The 16033-nt window shown below is 75.8% G+C and carries 13 protein-coding genes and 1 rRNA gene; 13 read left to right on the top strand and 1 reads right to left on the bottom strand.

Annotation, left to right across the window (positions count from 1 at the left end; genetic code table 11):
• From rrf to J1G43_RS11310, 13 genes are all read left to right on the top strand, one after another.
• Positions 1-102: ribosomal RNA gene (rrf, locus tag J1G43_RS11370) — 5S ribosomal RNA — on the top strand; the annotation flags it as partial.
• Between the two features lie 1770 nt (positions 103-1872).
• Positions 1873-2835, top strand: a complete 963-nt coding sequence (locus J1G43_RS11365; protein ID WP_307859554.1) for a hypothetical protein — start codon at positions 1873-1875, stop codon at positions 2833-2835.
• Entirely contained in the window at positions 2832-3845 is a 1014-nt protein-coding gene (locus tag J1G43_RS11360; protein ID WP_207342124.1) for an HAD-IIA family hydrolase, read from the top strand. The genes J1G43_RS11365 and J1G43_RS11360 overlap by 4 nt, the downstream gene beginning before the upstream one ends.
• Positions 3846-3999: 154 nt before the next feature.
• Positions 4000-4182 (top strand): hypothetical protein, encoded by a 183-nt coding sequence (locus J1G43_RS11355; RefSeq protein WP_207342148.1) that lies wholly within the window; start codon positions 4000-4002, stop codon positions 4180-4182.
• Positions 4179-5072, top strand: a complete 894-nt coding sequence (locus J1G43_RS11350; protein ID WP_207371414.1) for a TlyA family RNA methyltransferase — start codon at positions 4179-4181, stop codon at positions 5070-5072. Before J1G43_RS11355 ends, J1G43_RS11350 begins: the two co-directional genes overlap by 4 nt.
• A complete protein-coding gene (locus J1G43_RS11345) occupies positions 5069-5941 on the top strand; it encodes an NAD kinase (protein WP_207342122.1) in 873 nt (290 codons plus the stop codon). The genes J1G43_RS11350 and J1G43_RS11345 overlap by 4 nt, the downstream gene beginning before the upstream one ends.
• Positions 5938-7674 carry a DNA repair protein RecN gene (recN, locus tag J1G43_RS11340; RefSeq protein WP_207342121.1) on the top strand — a complete coding sequence of 579 codons (1737 nt, stop codon included), beginning with the start codon at positions 5938-5940 and terminating at the stop codon, positions 7672-7674. Before J1G43_RS11345 ends, recN begins: the two co-directional genes overlap by 4 nt.
• A 6-nt stretch (positions 7675-7680) precedes the next feature.
• Positions 7681-8868 (top strand): putative cytokinetic ring protein SteA, encoded by a 1188-nt coding sequence (steA, locus tag J1G43_RS11335; protein WP_207378448.1) that lies wholly within the window; start codon positions 7681-7683, stop codon positions 8866-8868.
• Positions 8869-8965: 97 nt separating this feature from the next.
• A complete protein-coding gene (locus tag J1G43_RS11330; protein WP_207342119.1) occupies positions 8966-10015 on the top strand; it encodes a copper transporter in 1050 nt (349 codons plus the stop codon).
• Complete coding sequence (locus J1G43_RS11325; protein WP_207342118.1) at positions 10012-10887, top strand: hypothetical protein; 876 nt, start codon at positions 10012-10014, stop codon at positions 10885-10887. Before J1G43_RS11330 ends, J1G43_RS11325 begins: the two co-directional genes overlap by 4 nt.
• On the top strand, positions 10884-12575 hold the full coding sequence (gene murJ / locus J1G43_RS11320; RefSeq protein ID WP_207378447.1) for a murein biosynthesis integral membrane protein MurJ: 1692 nt from the start codon (positions 10884-10886) through the stop codon (positions 12573-12575). The genes J1G43_RS11325 and murJ overlap by 4 nt, the downstream gene beginning before the upstream one ends.
• 72 nt (positions 12576-12647) lie before the next feature.
• Entirely contained in the window at positions 12648-14312 is a 1665-nt protein-coding gene (locus J1G43_RS11315) for a CTP synthase (RefSeq protein WP_278186619.1), read from the top strand.
• Positions 14309-14917: an NUDIX domain-containing protein gene (locus tag J1G43_RS11310; protein WP_207342116.1), complete on the top strand. Its 609-nt coding sequence runs from the start codon at positions 14309-14311 to the stop codon at positions 14915-14917. Before J1G43_RS11315 ends, J1G43_RS11310 begins: the two co-directional genes overlap by 4 nt.
• Positions 14918-15006: 89 nt before the next feature.
• Here the strand turns inward: J1G43_RS11310 and J1G43_RS11305 are convergent, their stop codons facing one another.
• The gene (locus tag J1G43_RS11305; RefSeq protein WP_249670858.1) at positions 15007-16005 is read right to left on the bottom strand and encodes a heme A synthase; all 999 of its coding nucleotides are present in this window, start codon (positions 16003-16005) and stop codon (positions 15007-15009) included.
• Positions 16006-16033: the final 28 nt, after the last annotated feature.

Genomic DNA, 16033 nt, shown 5'->3' with positions numbered 1-16033 from the left:
GAAGGGGAAACGCCCGGTCCCATTCCGAACCCGGAAGCTAAGCCCTTCAGCGCCGATGGTACTGCACCCGCCAGGGTGTGGGAGAGTAGGACGCCGCCGGACAATCATTCAACGAAAGGCCCACCCCTGTCAGGGGTGGGCCTTTCGTCGTTCCCCCGCCCACCACCCCCGTGCCCAGGTCGGGCACGACGTGAGAAGACTCTCCGCGCACCCGCGCGACCGGAAGGTCCGTCGTGTGCCCGTGGGCCTCCCGTGGTGGGACGATGGGGTCAGACGATCGATCGAGGAGTACAGATGAACAGCGACGCCCCCACCGGCCCCGGTGGCCAGGACCGACCCCGCAGGAACGGACCGCAGCGCGGCGGCCGGGCCGGAGGCTACGCCGGCGGTCGCCCGGGTGGGGAGAGCCCCCGATCCGGGCAGGACCGTGCCGGGCGCCCGTCCTCGGACGCGCGGGGAGCGCGGCCGTCCAGCGGTGGTCCGCGCACAGGCGCGCAGCGCCCCGGCGGTCAGGCGCAGGGCGGCTGGTCGGAGCGACCGCGGACCGGTGGCCCGCGCCCGACCGCGGCCGGCGGGTCCGGCGTGCGCGGCCCTCGGCAGGGGCGTCCGGCGGGATCCCGCCCCGACGGCGACACGTGGGGATCGCGGCCGGGAAATGGCGAGCGTGACGGCACCCGTCCCGCCTGGGGCGGGACGGGGGACCGCGGCGACCGTCGAGGCGTGGGTGCCGGTGCGGGTCGGCCCGCGCGCGGCGGTGGCTCGTTCGGCCGCCCGAGCAGTGGCGGGCGTCCGTGGGAGAGCTCCGACCGCAGCGAGGCCCGTCCGCCGCGTAGTGGCGGTCCGTCGGGTGGCGGCCCGCGTGGTGGTCGCGACGGGGACAGCTCGTTCCGTGGCGGGCCCCGGCCCGCGGGCGGCAGGTCCGGTGGTTCCGCGGCATCCGGGCGGCCCACCGGTGGCCGTTCGTTCGGTGACCGTGACCGCTTCGGCGGTGGCACGGACCGTCCGGGCCGTCCCGCGTTCGGTGACCGCGACCGTGACCGTCGTCCGTCGGCCGGTGAGCGTCCGGGTCGCCCGGCCTCGGGGGAGTGGAGCGGTCGGCCCTCCTCCGGCGACCGCGACCGGCGCCCGTTCTCGGGCGGTCGCGGTGAGCGCCCCGTGTCCCGTGACCGTGACCGTCGACCCTTCTCGGGTGAGCAGCGGTCCGACCGCCCGGCGTCCGGTGACCGCACGGGTCGACCCGCGTTCGGTGACCGTGACCGTCGGCCCTCGTCGGGTGAGCGCACCGGTCGGCCCGCCTTCGGTGACCGTGGCCGTGGTCCGTCCTCGGGGGGCGGGACGGCGCGCCCGGCGTTCGGTGACCGTGACCGTCGTCCGTCGTCCGACCGCCCGGCGTTCGGTGACCGTGACCGCGGTCCCTCCTCCGAGCGCCCCGGTCGTCCGGCGTTCGGTGACCGTGACCGTCGTCCGTCCTCCGACCGCCCGGCGTTCGGTGACCGTGACCGCGGTCCCTCCTCCGAGCGCCCCGGTCGTCCGGCGTTCGGTGACCGTGACCGTCGTCCGTCCTCCGACCGCCCGGCCTTCGGTGACCGTGACCGCGGTCCCTCCTCCGAGCGCCCCGGTCGTCCGGCGTTCGGTGACCGTGACCGTGGCGGGTCCTCGGGTGAGCGCCCCGGTCGTCCTGCCTTCGGTGACCGTGGCCGTGGTCCGTCGTCGGGTGAGCGGTCCGACCGGCCGTCCTTCGGCGACCGCACAGGTCGTCCCGCAGGCGGCGGCCGTCCGTACGGGAGGGACGAGCGGCCGGCGACGAGTGGCGGCGCCCGATTCGGAGACCGTTCCGCCGCCCGCCCGACGCCCGACGAGCGGGAGGCCCGGGTGCCGGACCCGGTGATCCCCGAGGACGTGACGTTCTCGATGCTCGACCGCGACGTGCGGGGGCCGCTGCGCACGCTGAGCAAGGAGAACGCCGAGCGCGTGGGCCGCCATCTGGTCATGGTGGGACGGCTGATCGACGAGGACCCCGAGGCGGCGTACGAGCACGCACAGGCCGCGGTGCGCCGTGCCGGGCGGGTCGACGTCGTGCGCGAGGCCGCCGGGCTCGCGGCCTACCGCACCGGCCGGTACGCCGAGGCGCTGCGAGAGCTGCGCACGGTGCGACGGCTCAACGGCTCGTCCGAGCACCTGGCCGTCATGGCGGACTGCGAGCGGGGACTGGGCCGCCCGGAGCGGGCGATCACGCTCTCGCAGGAGCCCGAGGCGCAGACGCTCCCGGCGGACACGCAGATCGAGATGGCGATGGTCGTCAGCGGGGCGCGTCTCGACCTCGGTCAGGCCGAGGCCGCCGTCGCGGCCCTGTCCGGACCCCTGGTCCGCGCGGCGCGGGGGCTCCTCGCCGCCCGCGTCGCACAGGCACGCGCCGCGGCGCTCGAGGCCGCGGGTCGCGCGGACGACGCCGCCGCCGAGCTGGCGGCGTACCCGCAGGAGGTCCTCGACGAGGCCGCCGGCAACGTCACGGAGCACGAGGACGTCGTGGTCTACGACCTGGCGGACGAGCCCGCCGAGGAGCAGGAGCTCGCCCCGGGTGGGCCGACGCAGGACGTGTCCGACGACGACGTGTCCGACGACGACGTCCCCGACGACGACGTGTCCGACGACGACGTCCCCGACGAGGACGTCGCCGACGATGACCTCCCCGACGAAGGCGTCCCCCTCGAGGGCGTCGGGGCGGGCGAGGTCGCGCCTGAGCCGTCGACCGACGAGCCCACCGCGCCGGGGACCGACGCCCCGACCGACGTCGTCGACGGTGCGGACGACGCGTCGGCGCAGGAGTCGCGGTGACCGCGCGCGGCCTGCTCGGCTGCGACGTGCCGCTCGCCGAGCGGTACGACCTGGCGCTCGTGGACCTGGACGGCGTCGCGTACCGGGGGCACCACCCCATCGACGGTGCGTCCGAGGGGCTTGCGGGTGCGCGCGCCGCGGGAATGCGGCTGGTGTTCGTGACGAACAACGCGTCACGCGAGCCGGAGGCGGTCGCCGAGCAGCTGACGGGGCTCGACATCCCGACGCGGCCCGACGAGGTCATGACCGCGGCGCAGGCGGCCGCCGAGCTCCTCGCGACCCGGGTGCCCGCCGGCGAGCGGGTGCTCGTGGTCGGCGGGGCAGGGCTGCACACCGCGGTGGCGGCGAAGGGCTACCGCATCGTCGCGTCCGCGGACGACGAGCCCGTCGCGGTGGTCCAGGGCTACGCCGCGGACGTGGGCTGGGCCCAGCTCGCCGAGGCCGCGTACGCCGTCCAGCGCGGCGCCTGGCACGTGGCGTCGAACCTCGACCTGAGCCTGCCGACGGCACGCGGGTTCGCGCCCGGCAACGGTGCGCTGGTCGGTGCCGTGCGGGCCGCGACCGGGGTGGAGCCGTCCAGCGCGGGCAAGCCGTCGCCGACCATGTACCGCCTGGCCGTCGCCCGTGCCGGTGCGAGCAGGCCGCTGGTCGTGGGTGACCGGCTCGACACCGACCTGGCCGGTGCGCGGGCGGGGGACATGCCGGGGCTGCACGTGCTCACGGGTGTGAGCACCGCGCGCGACGCGGTGCTCGCCGCGCCGGGCGAACGGCCGCACTACGTGGCCGCGGACCTGCGGGCGCTGCTCACGCCGCACCCCGAGCCCGTGGTCGACGGCGGGTGGTGGGTGTGCCGGGGTGCGGCCGCGCGTGTCGTGGACGCCGTCCTCCAGGTCGACGGGCTGCCCGACGACCCGGTGGACCTGGTGCGTGCCGCGTGCGCGGCCGCCTGGGACGCCGCGGACAGCGGCGCGGGCCCCGACCCGGCGTCGGTGCCCGAGCTCCTGCGCTGATCGGGGCGCCGCGCCGACCTGTGGGCGACCGCCCCGCGGCGGCGACCGCCGGGTACCGTGGGCGAGCGCGCGACCGGCCGGTGCCGGCGGCGAGCCCGGGGTGACGGCGGCCCGACCGCGGACGGCGTCCGTGGTGGTCGAGAGGAGACGTGACGTGAGCGAGCCCGTGCAGGACCCGACGGTGCCGGGGGCGGTGCCGACCTCCGGCGACCCCGCGGTCGACGAGGCCCTGACCCGGCTCGCCGGCGTCGAGGAGCAGGACCTGCGTGTCCAGCTCACCACCTTCGAGGACGTGCACACGGCGCTCCAGGACCGGTTGGCGGACGCCGAGGGATGACGACGACCATGACCAGGGCACGGCTCGACAGCGAGCTCGTCCGGCGAGGGCTCGCGCGCTCGCGCGGTCACGCCGCACAGCTGCTCGCGGCCGGCCGCGTGCGGGTCGACGGTGCCGCCGTGCGCCGCGGTGCGACGAGCGTCGACGACGGCCAGGACGTCCACGTCGAGACCGACCCCTCCGATCCCGGGTACGCCTCGCGGGCGGCGCACAAGCTCGCCGACGCCCTCGACGGGTACGGCGCCGCGGGTCCGGTCGTCGCCGGCAGGCACTGCCTCGACGCCGGGGCCAGCACCGGCGGCTTCACCGACGTGCTGCTGCGCCGCGGTGCGGCGCACGTCGTCGCGGTCGACGTCGGGCACGGGCAGCTGGTGCCGCGGCTGCGCGACGACCCGCGGGTCGAGGTCCGTGAGCACGTCAACGTCCGGGACCTGCGAGCCGGTGACGTCGTCCCGGCACCGGGCCTCGTGGTCGCCGACCTCTCCTTCATCTCGCTGACGCTCGTGATCGACCCGCTGCTCGCGGTGGCCGAGGACGCAGCCGACCTGGTTCTGCTCGTCAAGCCGCAGTTCGAGGTGGGCCGCGACCGGCTCGGCGCCGACGGCGTGGTGCGTGACCCCCGCCTGTGGGCGCAGGCCGTGACGACCGTCTGCGAGCGGGTCGTCGCGTCCGGTGCGGTGGTGCGCGACGTGCGCCCGAGCACGCTGCCCGGTACCCACGGGAACGTCGAGTTCGTGCTCTGGGCGCAGGGCCCGGGTGCGGCCGGCGCCGGTGCGTCCTGGTCGGAGGTGACGGCGGCGGTGGCCACGGCCGTGGACACCGCGCTGGACCGGGACACGCTCCAGGTCGGCGCGGGGCAGCGGTCACCGGGCACGGGAGGTGCCCGGTGACCCGGCGCGCGCTCGTCGTCCGGCACAGCGGTCGGCCCGAGGCGCTGGACGCCACCGAGGCCGTGCTGCGCGCCCTGCGCGACGCGGACGTCGAACCGGTCACCGCGTCCCAGCACACGACCGCCGACGAGCTGCCGCCGTTCGAGCTCGCGGTCGTGCTCGGAGGGGACGGCACGATCCTGCGGGCCGCCGAGCTCACGCGCGGCACGGACGTGCCCCTGCTCGGCGTCAACCTCGGGCACGTGGGCTTCCTGGCCGAGATCGAGCCGGCGGACGTGGCGACCGCCGTGCAGCGCCTGGCCGACGGTGACTACGCGGTCGAGGAGCGCGTCACCCTGGACGTGCGCCTGGTCGACGCCGACGGCACGGTGCGGACCGCCTGGGCCCTGAACGAGGCGGCGCTGGAGAAGACGGACCCCGCACGGATGATCGAGGTGGTCATCGAGGTCGACGGCCGCCCGCTGTCGTCGTTCGGCTGCGACGGGCTCATCGCGGCGTCTGCGACCGGCTCCACCGCGCACGCGTTCTCGGCCGGGGGCCCGGTGGTCTGGCCGGACGTGCGCGGGACGGTCATGGTGCCGCTGGCGGCGCACACGCTCTTCGCCCGGCCGCTGGTCATGGGCCCGAGCAGCGTGCTGGCGGTGGAGGTCATCGAGCGGTCCCCGTCCACGGCGGTGGTCACCTGCGACGGCCGGCGGCAGCTGCCCGTCGCGCGGGGGACCCGCATGGAGGTCAGCGTGAGCGACGTGCCCGTGCGGTTCGCACGGCTCTACCCCGCGCCGTTCACGACGCGGCTCGTGCAGAAGTTCGACCTGCCGGTCGTGGGTTGGCGGGGCGCCCGCAGCAGTGACGAGGACGGTGCGTCGTGATCGACGAGATCCGGATCGAGGACCTGGGTGTCATCGGGCGCGCGCACGTGCGGCTCGGCCCCGGGCTGACGGTGCTCACCGGTGAGACCGGCGCCGGCAAGACGATGGTGCTCACCGCGCTCGGACTCCTCCTCGGCGGGCGCGCCGACCCCGCGACCGTGCGGACCGGTGCCACGGGCGCGGCCGTGGAGGGGCGCGTCCTGCTGCCCGCGGGGTCGCCCGCGCTCGAGCGCGCCCGGGAGGCCGGCGCGGAGGTGGACGACGACGGGTCGCTGGTCGTGCTGCGCACCGTCAGCGCGGGTACCCCCGGGTCTCCGGGACGTTCCCGGGCCCACCTCGGCGGGCGGTCCGTCCCGCAGGGCGTCCTGGCGGAGATCGCCGAGGAGCTCGTGACGGTCCACGGCCAGGCGGACCAGATGCGGTTGCGCTCTGCCGCCCGTCAGCGCGCCGCCCTCGACGCGTTCGCCGGGCCGGCGCACGCCGAGGTGCTCGCGCGGCACGCCGCGACATGGGCGCAGCGGGTGCGTGTGCAGGCGGAGCTCGACGACCGGGTCGCGCACGCCCAGGAGCGTGCCCGCGAGGCCGAGCTGCTGCGCCTGGGCCTGGCCGAGGTCGAGCGCGTCGCGCCGCAGCCGGGGGAGGACCTCGAGCTGGCCGCCGAGGCCGAGCGGCTCGGCAACGCCGAGGACCTGCGCGCCGCGGCCGCAGGCGCGCACGCCGCACTCGTGGGGGACGAGGACGCGGCGGACGTCGGCGCGGCGGCCGTCGTGCTGGTCGAGGAGGCGCGGCGCTCCCTCGAGCACGCCGGGCACCACGACCGGGCGCTGGCCGACCTGGCGACCCGCGCCGCCGAGGCGGGCTACCTGCTGGCCGACCTCGCCGCCGAGCTCTCGGCGTACGTCCAGGACCTGCAGGCCGACCCGGCGCGGCTCGACGCGGTGCAGCGCCGGCGTGCGGAGCTGACCGGCCTGACCCGCAGCTACGGCGAGGACGTCGCCGCCGTGCTCGCGTGGGCGCAGGACGCCTCGCAGCGGCTGCTCGACCTCGACGGCGGGCAGGAGCGCGTCGCCGAGCTCACGGAGCAGCGGGACGCGCTCGACGACCGGCTGCGTGAGCTGGCCGCGACGATCACCGCCACCCGCGCCCAGGCCGCCCTGCGGCTCGCGCAGGCGGTCACCGAGGAGCTGGCGAGCCTGGCCATGGGTGGTGCGCACCTCGAGGTCGTCGTGCGCCCGGCAGACGAGCCCGGCCCGCACGGTGCCGACCACGTCGAGATGCTGCTCGTCCCGCACGCGGGTGCCCCGGCGCGACCGCTCGGCAAGGGGGCGTCGGGCGGTGAGCTCTCGCGCGTCATGCTCGCCCTCGAGGTCGCGCTCGCGACCGCGGAGGGCTCCGGGGCGGCCACGCCCGGGACGTTCGTGTTCGACGAGGTGGACGCCGGTGTCGGCGGTCGCGCCGCGACGCAGGTGGGGGAGCGGCTCGCGCGGCTCGCGCACGGCACGCAGGTGCTCGTCGTCACCCACCTGGCGCAGGTCGCCGCCTTCGCCGACCGCCACCTGGTGGTCTCCAAGTCCTTGGCGGACGGCGTGGACGTGGTGACGGAGTCCGACGTGCGCGAGGTGGACGGCGAGGAACGGGTGCGCGAGCTGGCCCGGATGCTCTCCGGGCAGGACGACTCGGTCACGGCACGCGCGCACGCGGCGGAGCTGTTGGCCCAGTCCGTGGGACGATGATCCTCGATGAGAGTCTCCCTTCGCCGCCGCACGCCCGCGACCGATGATGCCGAGGTCGTCGGCCCGGCTCGTGTCGACCCCCGCACCAAGGCGCTGACCAAGCGGCTCAAGCCCGGCGACATCGCCGTGATCGACCACCTCGACCTGGACCGCGTGTCCGCCGAGGCGCTCGTGGCGTGCCAGCCCGCCGCCGTCCTCAACGCGGCGAGGTCGACGTCCGGCCGCTACCCCAACCTCGGACCCGAGATCCTCGTCGAGGCGGGCATCCCGCTGATCGACGACCTCGGGCCCGACGTCATGGCGATCGCCGAGGGCCGCGTGCTGCGGGTCGTCGACGGTGCCGTCCACGACGGTGACGCGCTCGTCGCCGAGGGCGTCGCCCAGACCGCGCAGAGCGTCGCCGCGGCGATGGCCGAGGCGCGCGAGGGGCTCTCGGTGCAGCTGGAGTCCTTCGCGGCCAACACGATGGACTACCTGCGCCGCGAGCGTGAGCTCCTGCTCGACGGCGTCGGGGTGCCCGATATCGACACGCGCATCGAGGGTCGTCAGGTCCTCATCGTCGTGCGGGGGTACCACTACAAGGAGGACCTGGTCACGCTGCGTCCGTACATCCGTGAGTACCGGCCGGTGCTCATCGGTGTGGACGGCGGCGCGGACGCGATCCTCGACGCCGGCTGGCGTCCCGACATGATCGTCGGTGACATGGACTCGGTGTCCGACCGGGCGCTGCGGTGCGGCGCCGAGATCGTCGTGCACGCCTACCGTGACGGTCGCGCGCCCGGCATCGCCCGCGTCGAGGAGCTCGGCGTGCCGTACGTGGTGTTCCCGGCGACGGGCACCAGCGAGGACGTCGCGATGCTGCTGGCCGACGACAAGGGCGCCGAGCTCATCGTCGCGGTCGGCACGCACGCCACCCTCGTGGAGTTCCTCGACAAGGGGCGCTCCGGCATGGCCAGCACGTTCCTCACCCGGCTGCGCGTCGGCGGCAAGCTCGTCGACGCCAAGGGCGTCTCCCAGCTCTACCAGCACCGCATCTCCAACCTGCAGCTCACGCTGCTCGTGCTGGCCGGGCTGCTGGCCCTCGGAGTGGCCCTCGCGTCCACCGCTGCCGGGCAGACCCTGATCGGCCTGGTCGGCGCGCGCGTCGACGACCTGCTGTCGTGGGTCGGCTCGCTGCTCGGCGGATCGCCGTGACCGCCCCCGCCCGCCGTGCCGCCGCCCCCGGCCTGCGCGGCGTCCCGTTCGTACGTCCCGCCGCGATCCGTCGCGCACCCGATCGAGAGCACACCCCGTGATCGACTTCCGGTACCACATCGTCTCCCTCATCTCCGTGTTCCTTGCGCTCGCCGTCGGCATCGCCCTCGGCGCAGGCCCGCTGAAGGAGACCATCGGCGACACCCTGACGGGCCAGGTCGAAGGGCTGCGCGCCGAGAAGGAGAGCCTGCGATCCGAGCTGGACCGCACCGGCGGTGAGCTGGCCGCCGCGGACGCGTTCGCCTCCGCCTCCGGCGAGCGCCTGCTCGCGGGTGCCCTGACCGACCGCCGTGTCGCGCTGGTGCTCGTCGACGACGTCCCCGAGGACGAGGTCGCGGCGCTCGTCGAGCGGTTCACGCAGGCCGGTGCCGAGATCTCGGCGACGGTGACGGTGGACGCCGCGTGGACCGATCCCGCGATGGCGACGTACCGCCGGACCCTGGCGGGCACGGTCATGTCCTACCTCGACCAGCCGCCGGCGGCCGACGCCGGTGCGGACGCCGAGCTCGCCGAGGCGCTCGTCTCGGGGCTCGTCGGTGCCGACTCCGCCGCGCCCGACGCGCTGTCGGAGAACGCGTCGTCCCTGCTCGACGTGCTCGCGGCGGGTGACCGTCCCCTGGTGTCGTACGCCCAGGACGTGACCCGTCCGGCGGATGCCGTGGTGGTCGTCGCCGGCACGCCGGTCGAGCCCGCGGACGGCGACGCGACGGCCGCGCCGACGCCCGTCACCTTCGACGCCCAGCTCGCGCTGGCGGCCGCGGCGCAGCGGCTCTCCGAGGGGGCCGTCGTCGCGGGGACCGGGACGGACGGCGACGACCTGGTCGCCGCGGTGCGTGGTGACGACGCGCTCGCCGACACCGTGACCACCGTCGCCGACGTCGCGACCGTCAGCGGGCAGGTCGTGGTGCCGCTCGCGCTCGCCGCCGCGATCGCCGACCAGCCCGGCCACTACGGCTACGGGGACGGGCTCCAGACGCTGCCGCCGGCCGTCCAGCTCACACCCGTGGACCGCACACCCGTGGTGCCGGAGGCGGACGACGCCGCGGCGCAGAGCGAGGTGCCGGACCAGGCCGGCGGTGAGGGATGAGCCGCGCGGGCCGTCCTGCAGCCGCGCTCGTCGCCGCCGCGGTCACGGCCGCGGCGCGTGGTGCGCTGGACTGGCAGCCGCCGGGCGGCGCCACGACGTGGACGCGCACCAACCACCGCGGTGAGCCCGTCAGCCTGCTGGAGGGCCCGGCGGTGGTCGCCGGCGTCCTCGCGGGCGTGCTGGTCGGTGCGGGCGGTCTGCGGGCGACCGCCGCGACCGCGACGGCCGTCGTGGGCGCCGGTGCCTTCGGCCTGGTCGACGACCTGCGCGAGGACCCCGGGACGCGTGCCAAGGGCCTCCGGGGGCACCTCGGCGCCCTCGCCCGCGGGCAGCTGACCACCGGGGGGCTGAAGGTGCTCGGCATCGGGGCGTGCGCCCTCGCGGCGGCCACGCTCGCCCCGCCCGCCGGCGGCCCCGCCGGTCGTCCCGTCGGCCGCGTGGTGGACACCCTCGCGTCGGCGGCGCTGGTGGCCGGCACCGCCAACCTCGTCAACCTGCTCGACCTGCGCCCGGGGCGGGCTCTGAAGGCCGTCTCCCTGGCCGCGGCGCCGCTCGTCGGCACCGGCGGCGGCGTGGCGGCGTGCGCGGTGCTCGGTGCGGCCTCGACCGCCGTCGAGGCCGACCTCGCCGAGACGGACATGCTCGGCGACTCCGGGGCGAACGCCCTGGGCGCGGCGCTGGGCACGGCGCTGGTGCTCGGTGCGCCGCGCCCCGTGCGACTCGCGGCGCTCGTCGGCGTCGTCGGCCTGACGCTCGTCAGCGAGCGGGTCAGCTTCACCCGCGTCATCGAGCGCACGCCGGTGCTGCGCGAGATCGACGCGTGGGGGCGGCGCCCCGCCGCGCCCCGGGCGGGCGTGGGCACCACGCCATGACCCGCGCGGGCCTGCGTCGTGCTGTCCAGGGGCTGCTCGGCGCGGCGGCGATGATCGCGGTCGTCACGGTCGTCAGCCGCGTGCTCGGGCTCGTGCGCACGCTCGTCCTCAACGGCACCGTCGGGCACGAGGCGATCGCCGACGCGTACAACGCGGCCAACCTCCTGCCCAACGTGCTCTTCGAGGTCGCGGCCGGTGGGGCCCTCGCGGGCGCCGTCGTGCCGCTGCTGGCCGCGCCCGTGGCACGCGCCGACCGCGCGCAGATCGACCGCCTCGTGTCCGCGGCGCTCGGGTGGGTCCTGCTCGTCCTGGTCCCGCTCGGCATCCTTCTCGCGGCGCTGAGCGGCGTCGTGGCGGCGGTCGCGAGCAGGGACGACCCCGTGCTGGCGACGACCGTGCGGTACTTCGTGCTGGTCTTCTCGGTGCAGGTCCCCGTGTACGGGCTCACCGTGCTGCTGTACGGCGTGCTGCAGGCGCACCGCCGGTTCTTCTGGCCGGCGTTCGCCCCGGTGCTGAACTCCCTCGTCCTGATCGCGACCTTCCTGGTGTACGGCGCGCTCGCGGACGGCGAGACGTCCGACCCGACGGCGCTCGTGCCGGGCGCCATCGACCTGCTCGCGTGGGGCACGACGGCGGGCGTCCTCGCGATGCTGCTGCCGGTGCTGCTGCCGGTGCGCCGCCTCGGCGTGCGGATGCGTCCCACGCTGCGGTTTCCGGACGACGCGGGCCCCCGGTTCCGGGCGCTCGCGCTCGCCGGTGTCGGGTCGGTCGCCGCCCAGCAGCTCTCGGTCCTCGTCATCTGGTACGTCGCCAACGAGCTGCTGCCCCACGACGGGCGCGGGTTCTCCGCGGTCGTCTACGCCCAGCAGGTGTACCTGCTGCCGTACGCGGTCCTGGTCGTGCCCCTCGCGACGTCGACGTTCCCGCGCGTGGCGGCGCACGCCGCGACGGGGGACCGCGCTCGGTTCGCCGCGACGTCGGCCGTCACGACGCGCGCGGTGCTGACCGTGGGGGCGCTGGGTGGCGCGGCCGTGGTCGCGGGCGGCAGCGGTGTGGCCCGGGTCTTCGCGGACCTCGCGACGGGCGAGGGTGCCGGGCTGGCCGAGGCCATGGGCATCCTGCTCACGTGGATGCCGGCGGGGGTCGTCGGGCTCGCGGTGATGTTCCACGTGTCCCGCACGCTCTACGCCGTGGAGCGGCCGCGCGCGGCGATCCTCACGAACGTCGTCGGGTGGGGCGCCGTCGCCGTCGCCGTACCGCTGCTCGTCGTGCTGGGGGACCCGCAGGACCCGACGGCCGTCCTCCGGTCCATCGGGCTCGCGACGGCGCTCGGCATGGCGCTCGGCGGCGTCGCGGCGGTCCTCGCTCTGCGACACGCCGCGGGAGGTGCAGCGCTCGCCGGTCTGGGGCGTACGGCGGTCGTCGCGCTGGGTGCCGGCGTGCTCGGTGCGGTCGCGGGCCGAGGTGTCGCGACCACCGTGCTGGACCTGGTGGGCGACGGCGCGCTCAGTGCGACCGCGGCCGCCGGCGGGGGCGCGGTCGTGGCTGTCACGGCCGTGGTCGGGGCGGTCGCGCTGCTGGACCGCGGCACGCTGACCGGTGTGCTCCGCGTCGAGCGCACGCCGGTGCCGGAAGCGACGTCCGGCGACCCGGCGCCGTCCAGACGGACCGGTCCGACCCCGACGTGACGCACGGCGCGCCACGTTCGGGTGTCGCCGCGTCCCGGTCGGGCGCCGGGTCCGGTAGGGTGGAAGCCCGTGATGGAACGCGCGCATCGACTCTCCGGGCGGTCGGACTCCCTGACCCGGCACATCTTCGTCACGGGGGGCGTGGCCTCCTCTCTGGGCAAGGGCCTGACGGCCAGCAGCCTCGGTCGACTTCTCCGTTCGCGCGGCCTGCGCGTCACGATGCAGAAGCTCGACCCGTACATCAACGTGGACCCCGGGACGATGAACCCGTTCCAGCACGGTGAGGTCTTCGTCACCGAGGACGGTGCCGAGACCGACCTGGACGTGGGCCACTACGAGCGGTTCCTCGACGTCGACCTGGTCGGCTCGGCGAACGTCACGACCGGGCAGGTGTACTCCGACGTCATCGCCAAGGAGCGCCGCGGCGAGTACCTCGGCGACACCGTGCAGGTGATCCCGCACATCACGGACGAGATCAAGGGGCGGATGCGCTCGCAGGCGTCCGAGGACGTCGACGTGATCATCACCGAGATCGGCGGCACCGTCGGCGACATCGAGTCGCAGCCGTTCCTCGAGGCGGCACGCCAGGTGCGCCACGACCTCGGACGCGACAACGTGTTCTTCCTGCACGTGTCCCTGCTGCCGTACATCGGCCCGTCCGGGGAGCTGAAGACCAAGCCCACGCAGCACTCCGTGGCGGCGCTGCGCAGCATCGGCATCCAGCCGGACGCGATCGTGCTGCGTGCGGACCGCGAGGTGCCGGAGTCGATCAAGCGCAAGATCGCGCTGTTCTGCGACGTCGACGTGGACAGCGTCGCGATCGCCAAGGACGCGCCGAGCATCTACGACATCCCGCGCGTTCTGCACGCCGAGGGCCTCGACGCGTACGTCGTCCAGCGGCTCGGCCTGCCGTTCCGCGACGTCGAGTGGAGCGGCTGGGACGCGCTGCTCAGCCGGGTCCACGCCCCTGCGCACCAGGTCGAGATCGCGCTGGTCGGCAAGTACATCGACCTGCCCGACGCGTACCTCTCGGTGACCGAGGCGCTGCGCGCCGGCGGGTTCCACCACGACGCACGCGTCACGATCCGGTGGGTGCCGTCCGACGACTGCCGCACCCCGGAGGGCGCCCGGGAGGCGCTCGGCGGCGTGGACGCCGTGCTCGTGCCCGGCGGCTTCGGCGTGCGCGGCATCGAGGGCAAGCTCGGCGCGCTGCGCTGGGCGCGGGAGCGCAAGGTCCCCACGCTGGGCCTGTGCCTGGGGCTGCAGTGCATGGTCATCGAGTACGCGCGCAACGTCGCCGGGCTCGAGGGGGCGTCGTCCTCCGAGTTCGACCCGGACTCGCCGCACCCCGTCATCGCCACGATGGAGGAGCAGCTGACGATCGTCGGCGGCGAGGGCGACCTCGGCGGCACGATGCGCCTGGGCGCCTACGACGCCGCGCTCCTGCCCGGCTCGGTCGTCGCCGAGGTGTACGGCAGCGAGCGCGTCTCGGAGCGGCACCGGCACCGGTACGAGGTGAACAACGCGTACCGCGACAAGCTCGAGGCCGCCGGCCTGGTGATCTCCGGCGTCTCGCCCGACCGCTCGCTCGTGGAGTTCGTCGAGCTGCCGCGCGAGGAGCACCCGTACTACGTCGCGACGCAGGCGCACCCGGAGTTCAAGTCGCGTCCCACGCGTGCGCACCCGCTGTTCGCGGGTCTCGTCGGCGCGGCGCTCGCGGCGCGGACGACCGCGTGAGCGACGAGGCGCTCGTCGACGTCCCGCGCGAGCGGGACGTCGTCGAGCACCGCCTGCTGCACGACGGACGGGTGTGGGACGTGGTGTCCGACACGGTGCGGCTCGACGACGGTGACGTCGTGCGCGAGTACGTCGACCACCCCGGCGCCGTCGCGGTGATCGCGCTCGACGACGAGGACCGCGTGCTGCTGCTCTCCCAGTACCGGCACCCGGTGCGCCACGTGCTGTGGGAGCCGCCCGCCGGTCTGCTGGACGTCGAGAACGAGGACCTCGTCACGGCGGCCGCCCGCGAGCTCGCCGAGGAGGCGGACCTCGTGGCCGGCCGGTGGTGGCGGCTCGCGGAGTACTTCACCTCGCCCGGTGGGTCCGACGAGCGCATCACGATCTTCCTCGCGCGGGACCTGTCGCCCGTGCCCGAGGCCGAGCGCTACGTGCGCGGCGAGGAGGAGGCCGACATCGTGCCCGTCTGGGTGCCGCTGGACGACGTCGTCGCCGGGGTGATGGCCGGCCGGCTGCACTGCCCGACCACGGTCGTCGGCGTCCTCGCGGCCGTGGCCGCGCGCGGTGCCGGCTGGTCGGGTCTCACCGAGGTGACGCCCGCCTGACGTGACCGTGAGGCCCGCGAGGGGCGGGGCCCGGTCGGGCCCCGCCCCTCGTCACGTCGGTGCACGTGCCGTCCCCGGCACGTCCCGCGTCAGGCCTCGCGGCGGCGCAGCGTCCCGAGGAAGGACGCGATCGCGGCTATCAGGACGCCGGCGCCGAGCATGTGCAGGTTGACCAGGGCGATCGGCAGCCCGGTGAACAGCTGCACGTACCCGACGAGCCCCTGGGCGAGCGTGACGGCCATCAGGACCAGGCCCGAGCGCAGGGCGCGGGCCGGACCGCCCGACCCGGCGTCCGCGACGCGGCGGGCGCGGGCGAGCAGCACCAGGATCACGGCGAGGGTCACGACGAACGCCCACACGGACAGCGCGTGGACCCGCGCCACGGCGTACGGGTCGACGGCGAACCGGTACCCGACCTCCTCGTCCCCGGAGTGCGGCCCGGCCCCCGTCACGACGACGCCCAGCGCCACCACGACGGCCCCGAGGACAGCCAGGCCGCGGGCCAGGGTGCGGACGCGCTCGTCGACGACCGGGACGACCGGCCCGTCGCCCTCGCGCCGCCGGACCAGCAGCCATGCGGAGACGGCGATGAGCGCGGCGGAGATGAGGAAGTGCGAGCCCACGATCGCGGGGTGCAGGTCGACGAGCACCGTGATGCCGCCGACGCCCGCCTGGACGACCACGCCGGCGAACGGCGCCCAGGCCAGCCGGCGGTAGGACAGCGACCGCGTGCGGTCCAGGCCCGCGAGGAGGGCCACGGCCAGTGCCACCACGAGGAGCACACCCGTCAGCGTGCGGTTCCCGAACTCGATGAGCGGGTGGATGGTCATCTCGGCGTGGAGCTCGGGCGTGAACCGGCCGGGCTCGCAGTACGGCCACGTCGAGCACCCGAGGCCCGATCCGGTCAGCCGGACGGCCCCACCGGTCACGACGATGCCGATCTGCGCCACGAGGTTGGCGACGACCGCGCGCTGCGTCCAGCCCGGCCGCAGGCGGTCGAGGAGGGCGACGACCCGCCGGGGTGACCCGGGCGGGCGCTCGTGCTCGCGCTGGGACGTCGAGTCGGGGGAGGGCATCGTGCCGGTCACGTGGTCCAGGGTAGGCGGCGGTCGCGGC

This window comes from Cellulomonas sp. zg-ZUI22 (genome assembly GCF_017353535.1).
Taxonomy (GTDB): Bacteria; Actinomycetota; Actinomycetes; order Actinomycetales; family Cellulomonadaceae; genus Cellulomonas; species Cellulomonas wangleii.
This window is presented reverse-complemented; position numbering and strand designations above follow the sequence as displayed.

What these genes read in the sequence shown, in the direction of transcription:
- J1G43_RS11315 (WP_278186619.1), top strand. Translation starts at nt 12,648, where the DNA reads ATGGAACGCGCGCATCGACTCTCCGGGCGGTCGGACTCCCTGACCCGG.
- murJ (WP_207378447.1), top strand. Translation starts at nt 10,884, where the DNA reads ATGACCCGCGCGGGCCTGCGTCGTGCTGTCCAGGGGCTGCTCGGCGCG.
- J1G43_RS11350 (WP_207371414.1), top strand. Translation starts at nt 4,179, where the DNA reads ATGACGACGACCATGACCAGGGCACGGCTCGACAGCGAGCTCGTCCGG.
- J1G43_RS11325 (WP_207342118.1), top strand. Translation starts at nt 10,012, where the DNA reads ATGAGCCGCGCGGGCCGTCCTGCAGCCGCGCTCGTCGCCGCCGCGGTC.
- steA (WP_207378448.1), top strand. Translation starts at nt 7,681, where the DNA reads ATGAGAGTCTCCCTTCGCCGCCGCACGCCCGCGACCGATGATGCCGAG.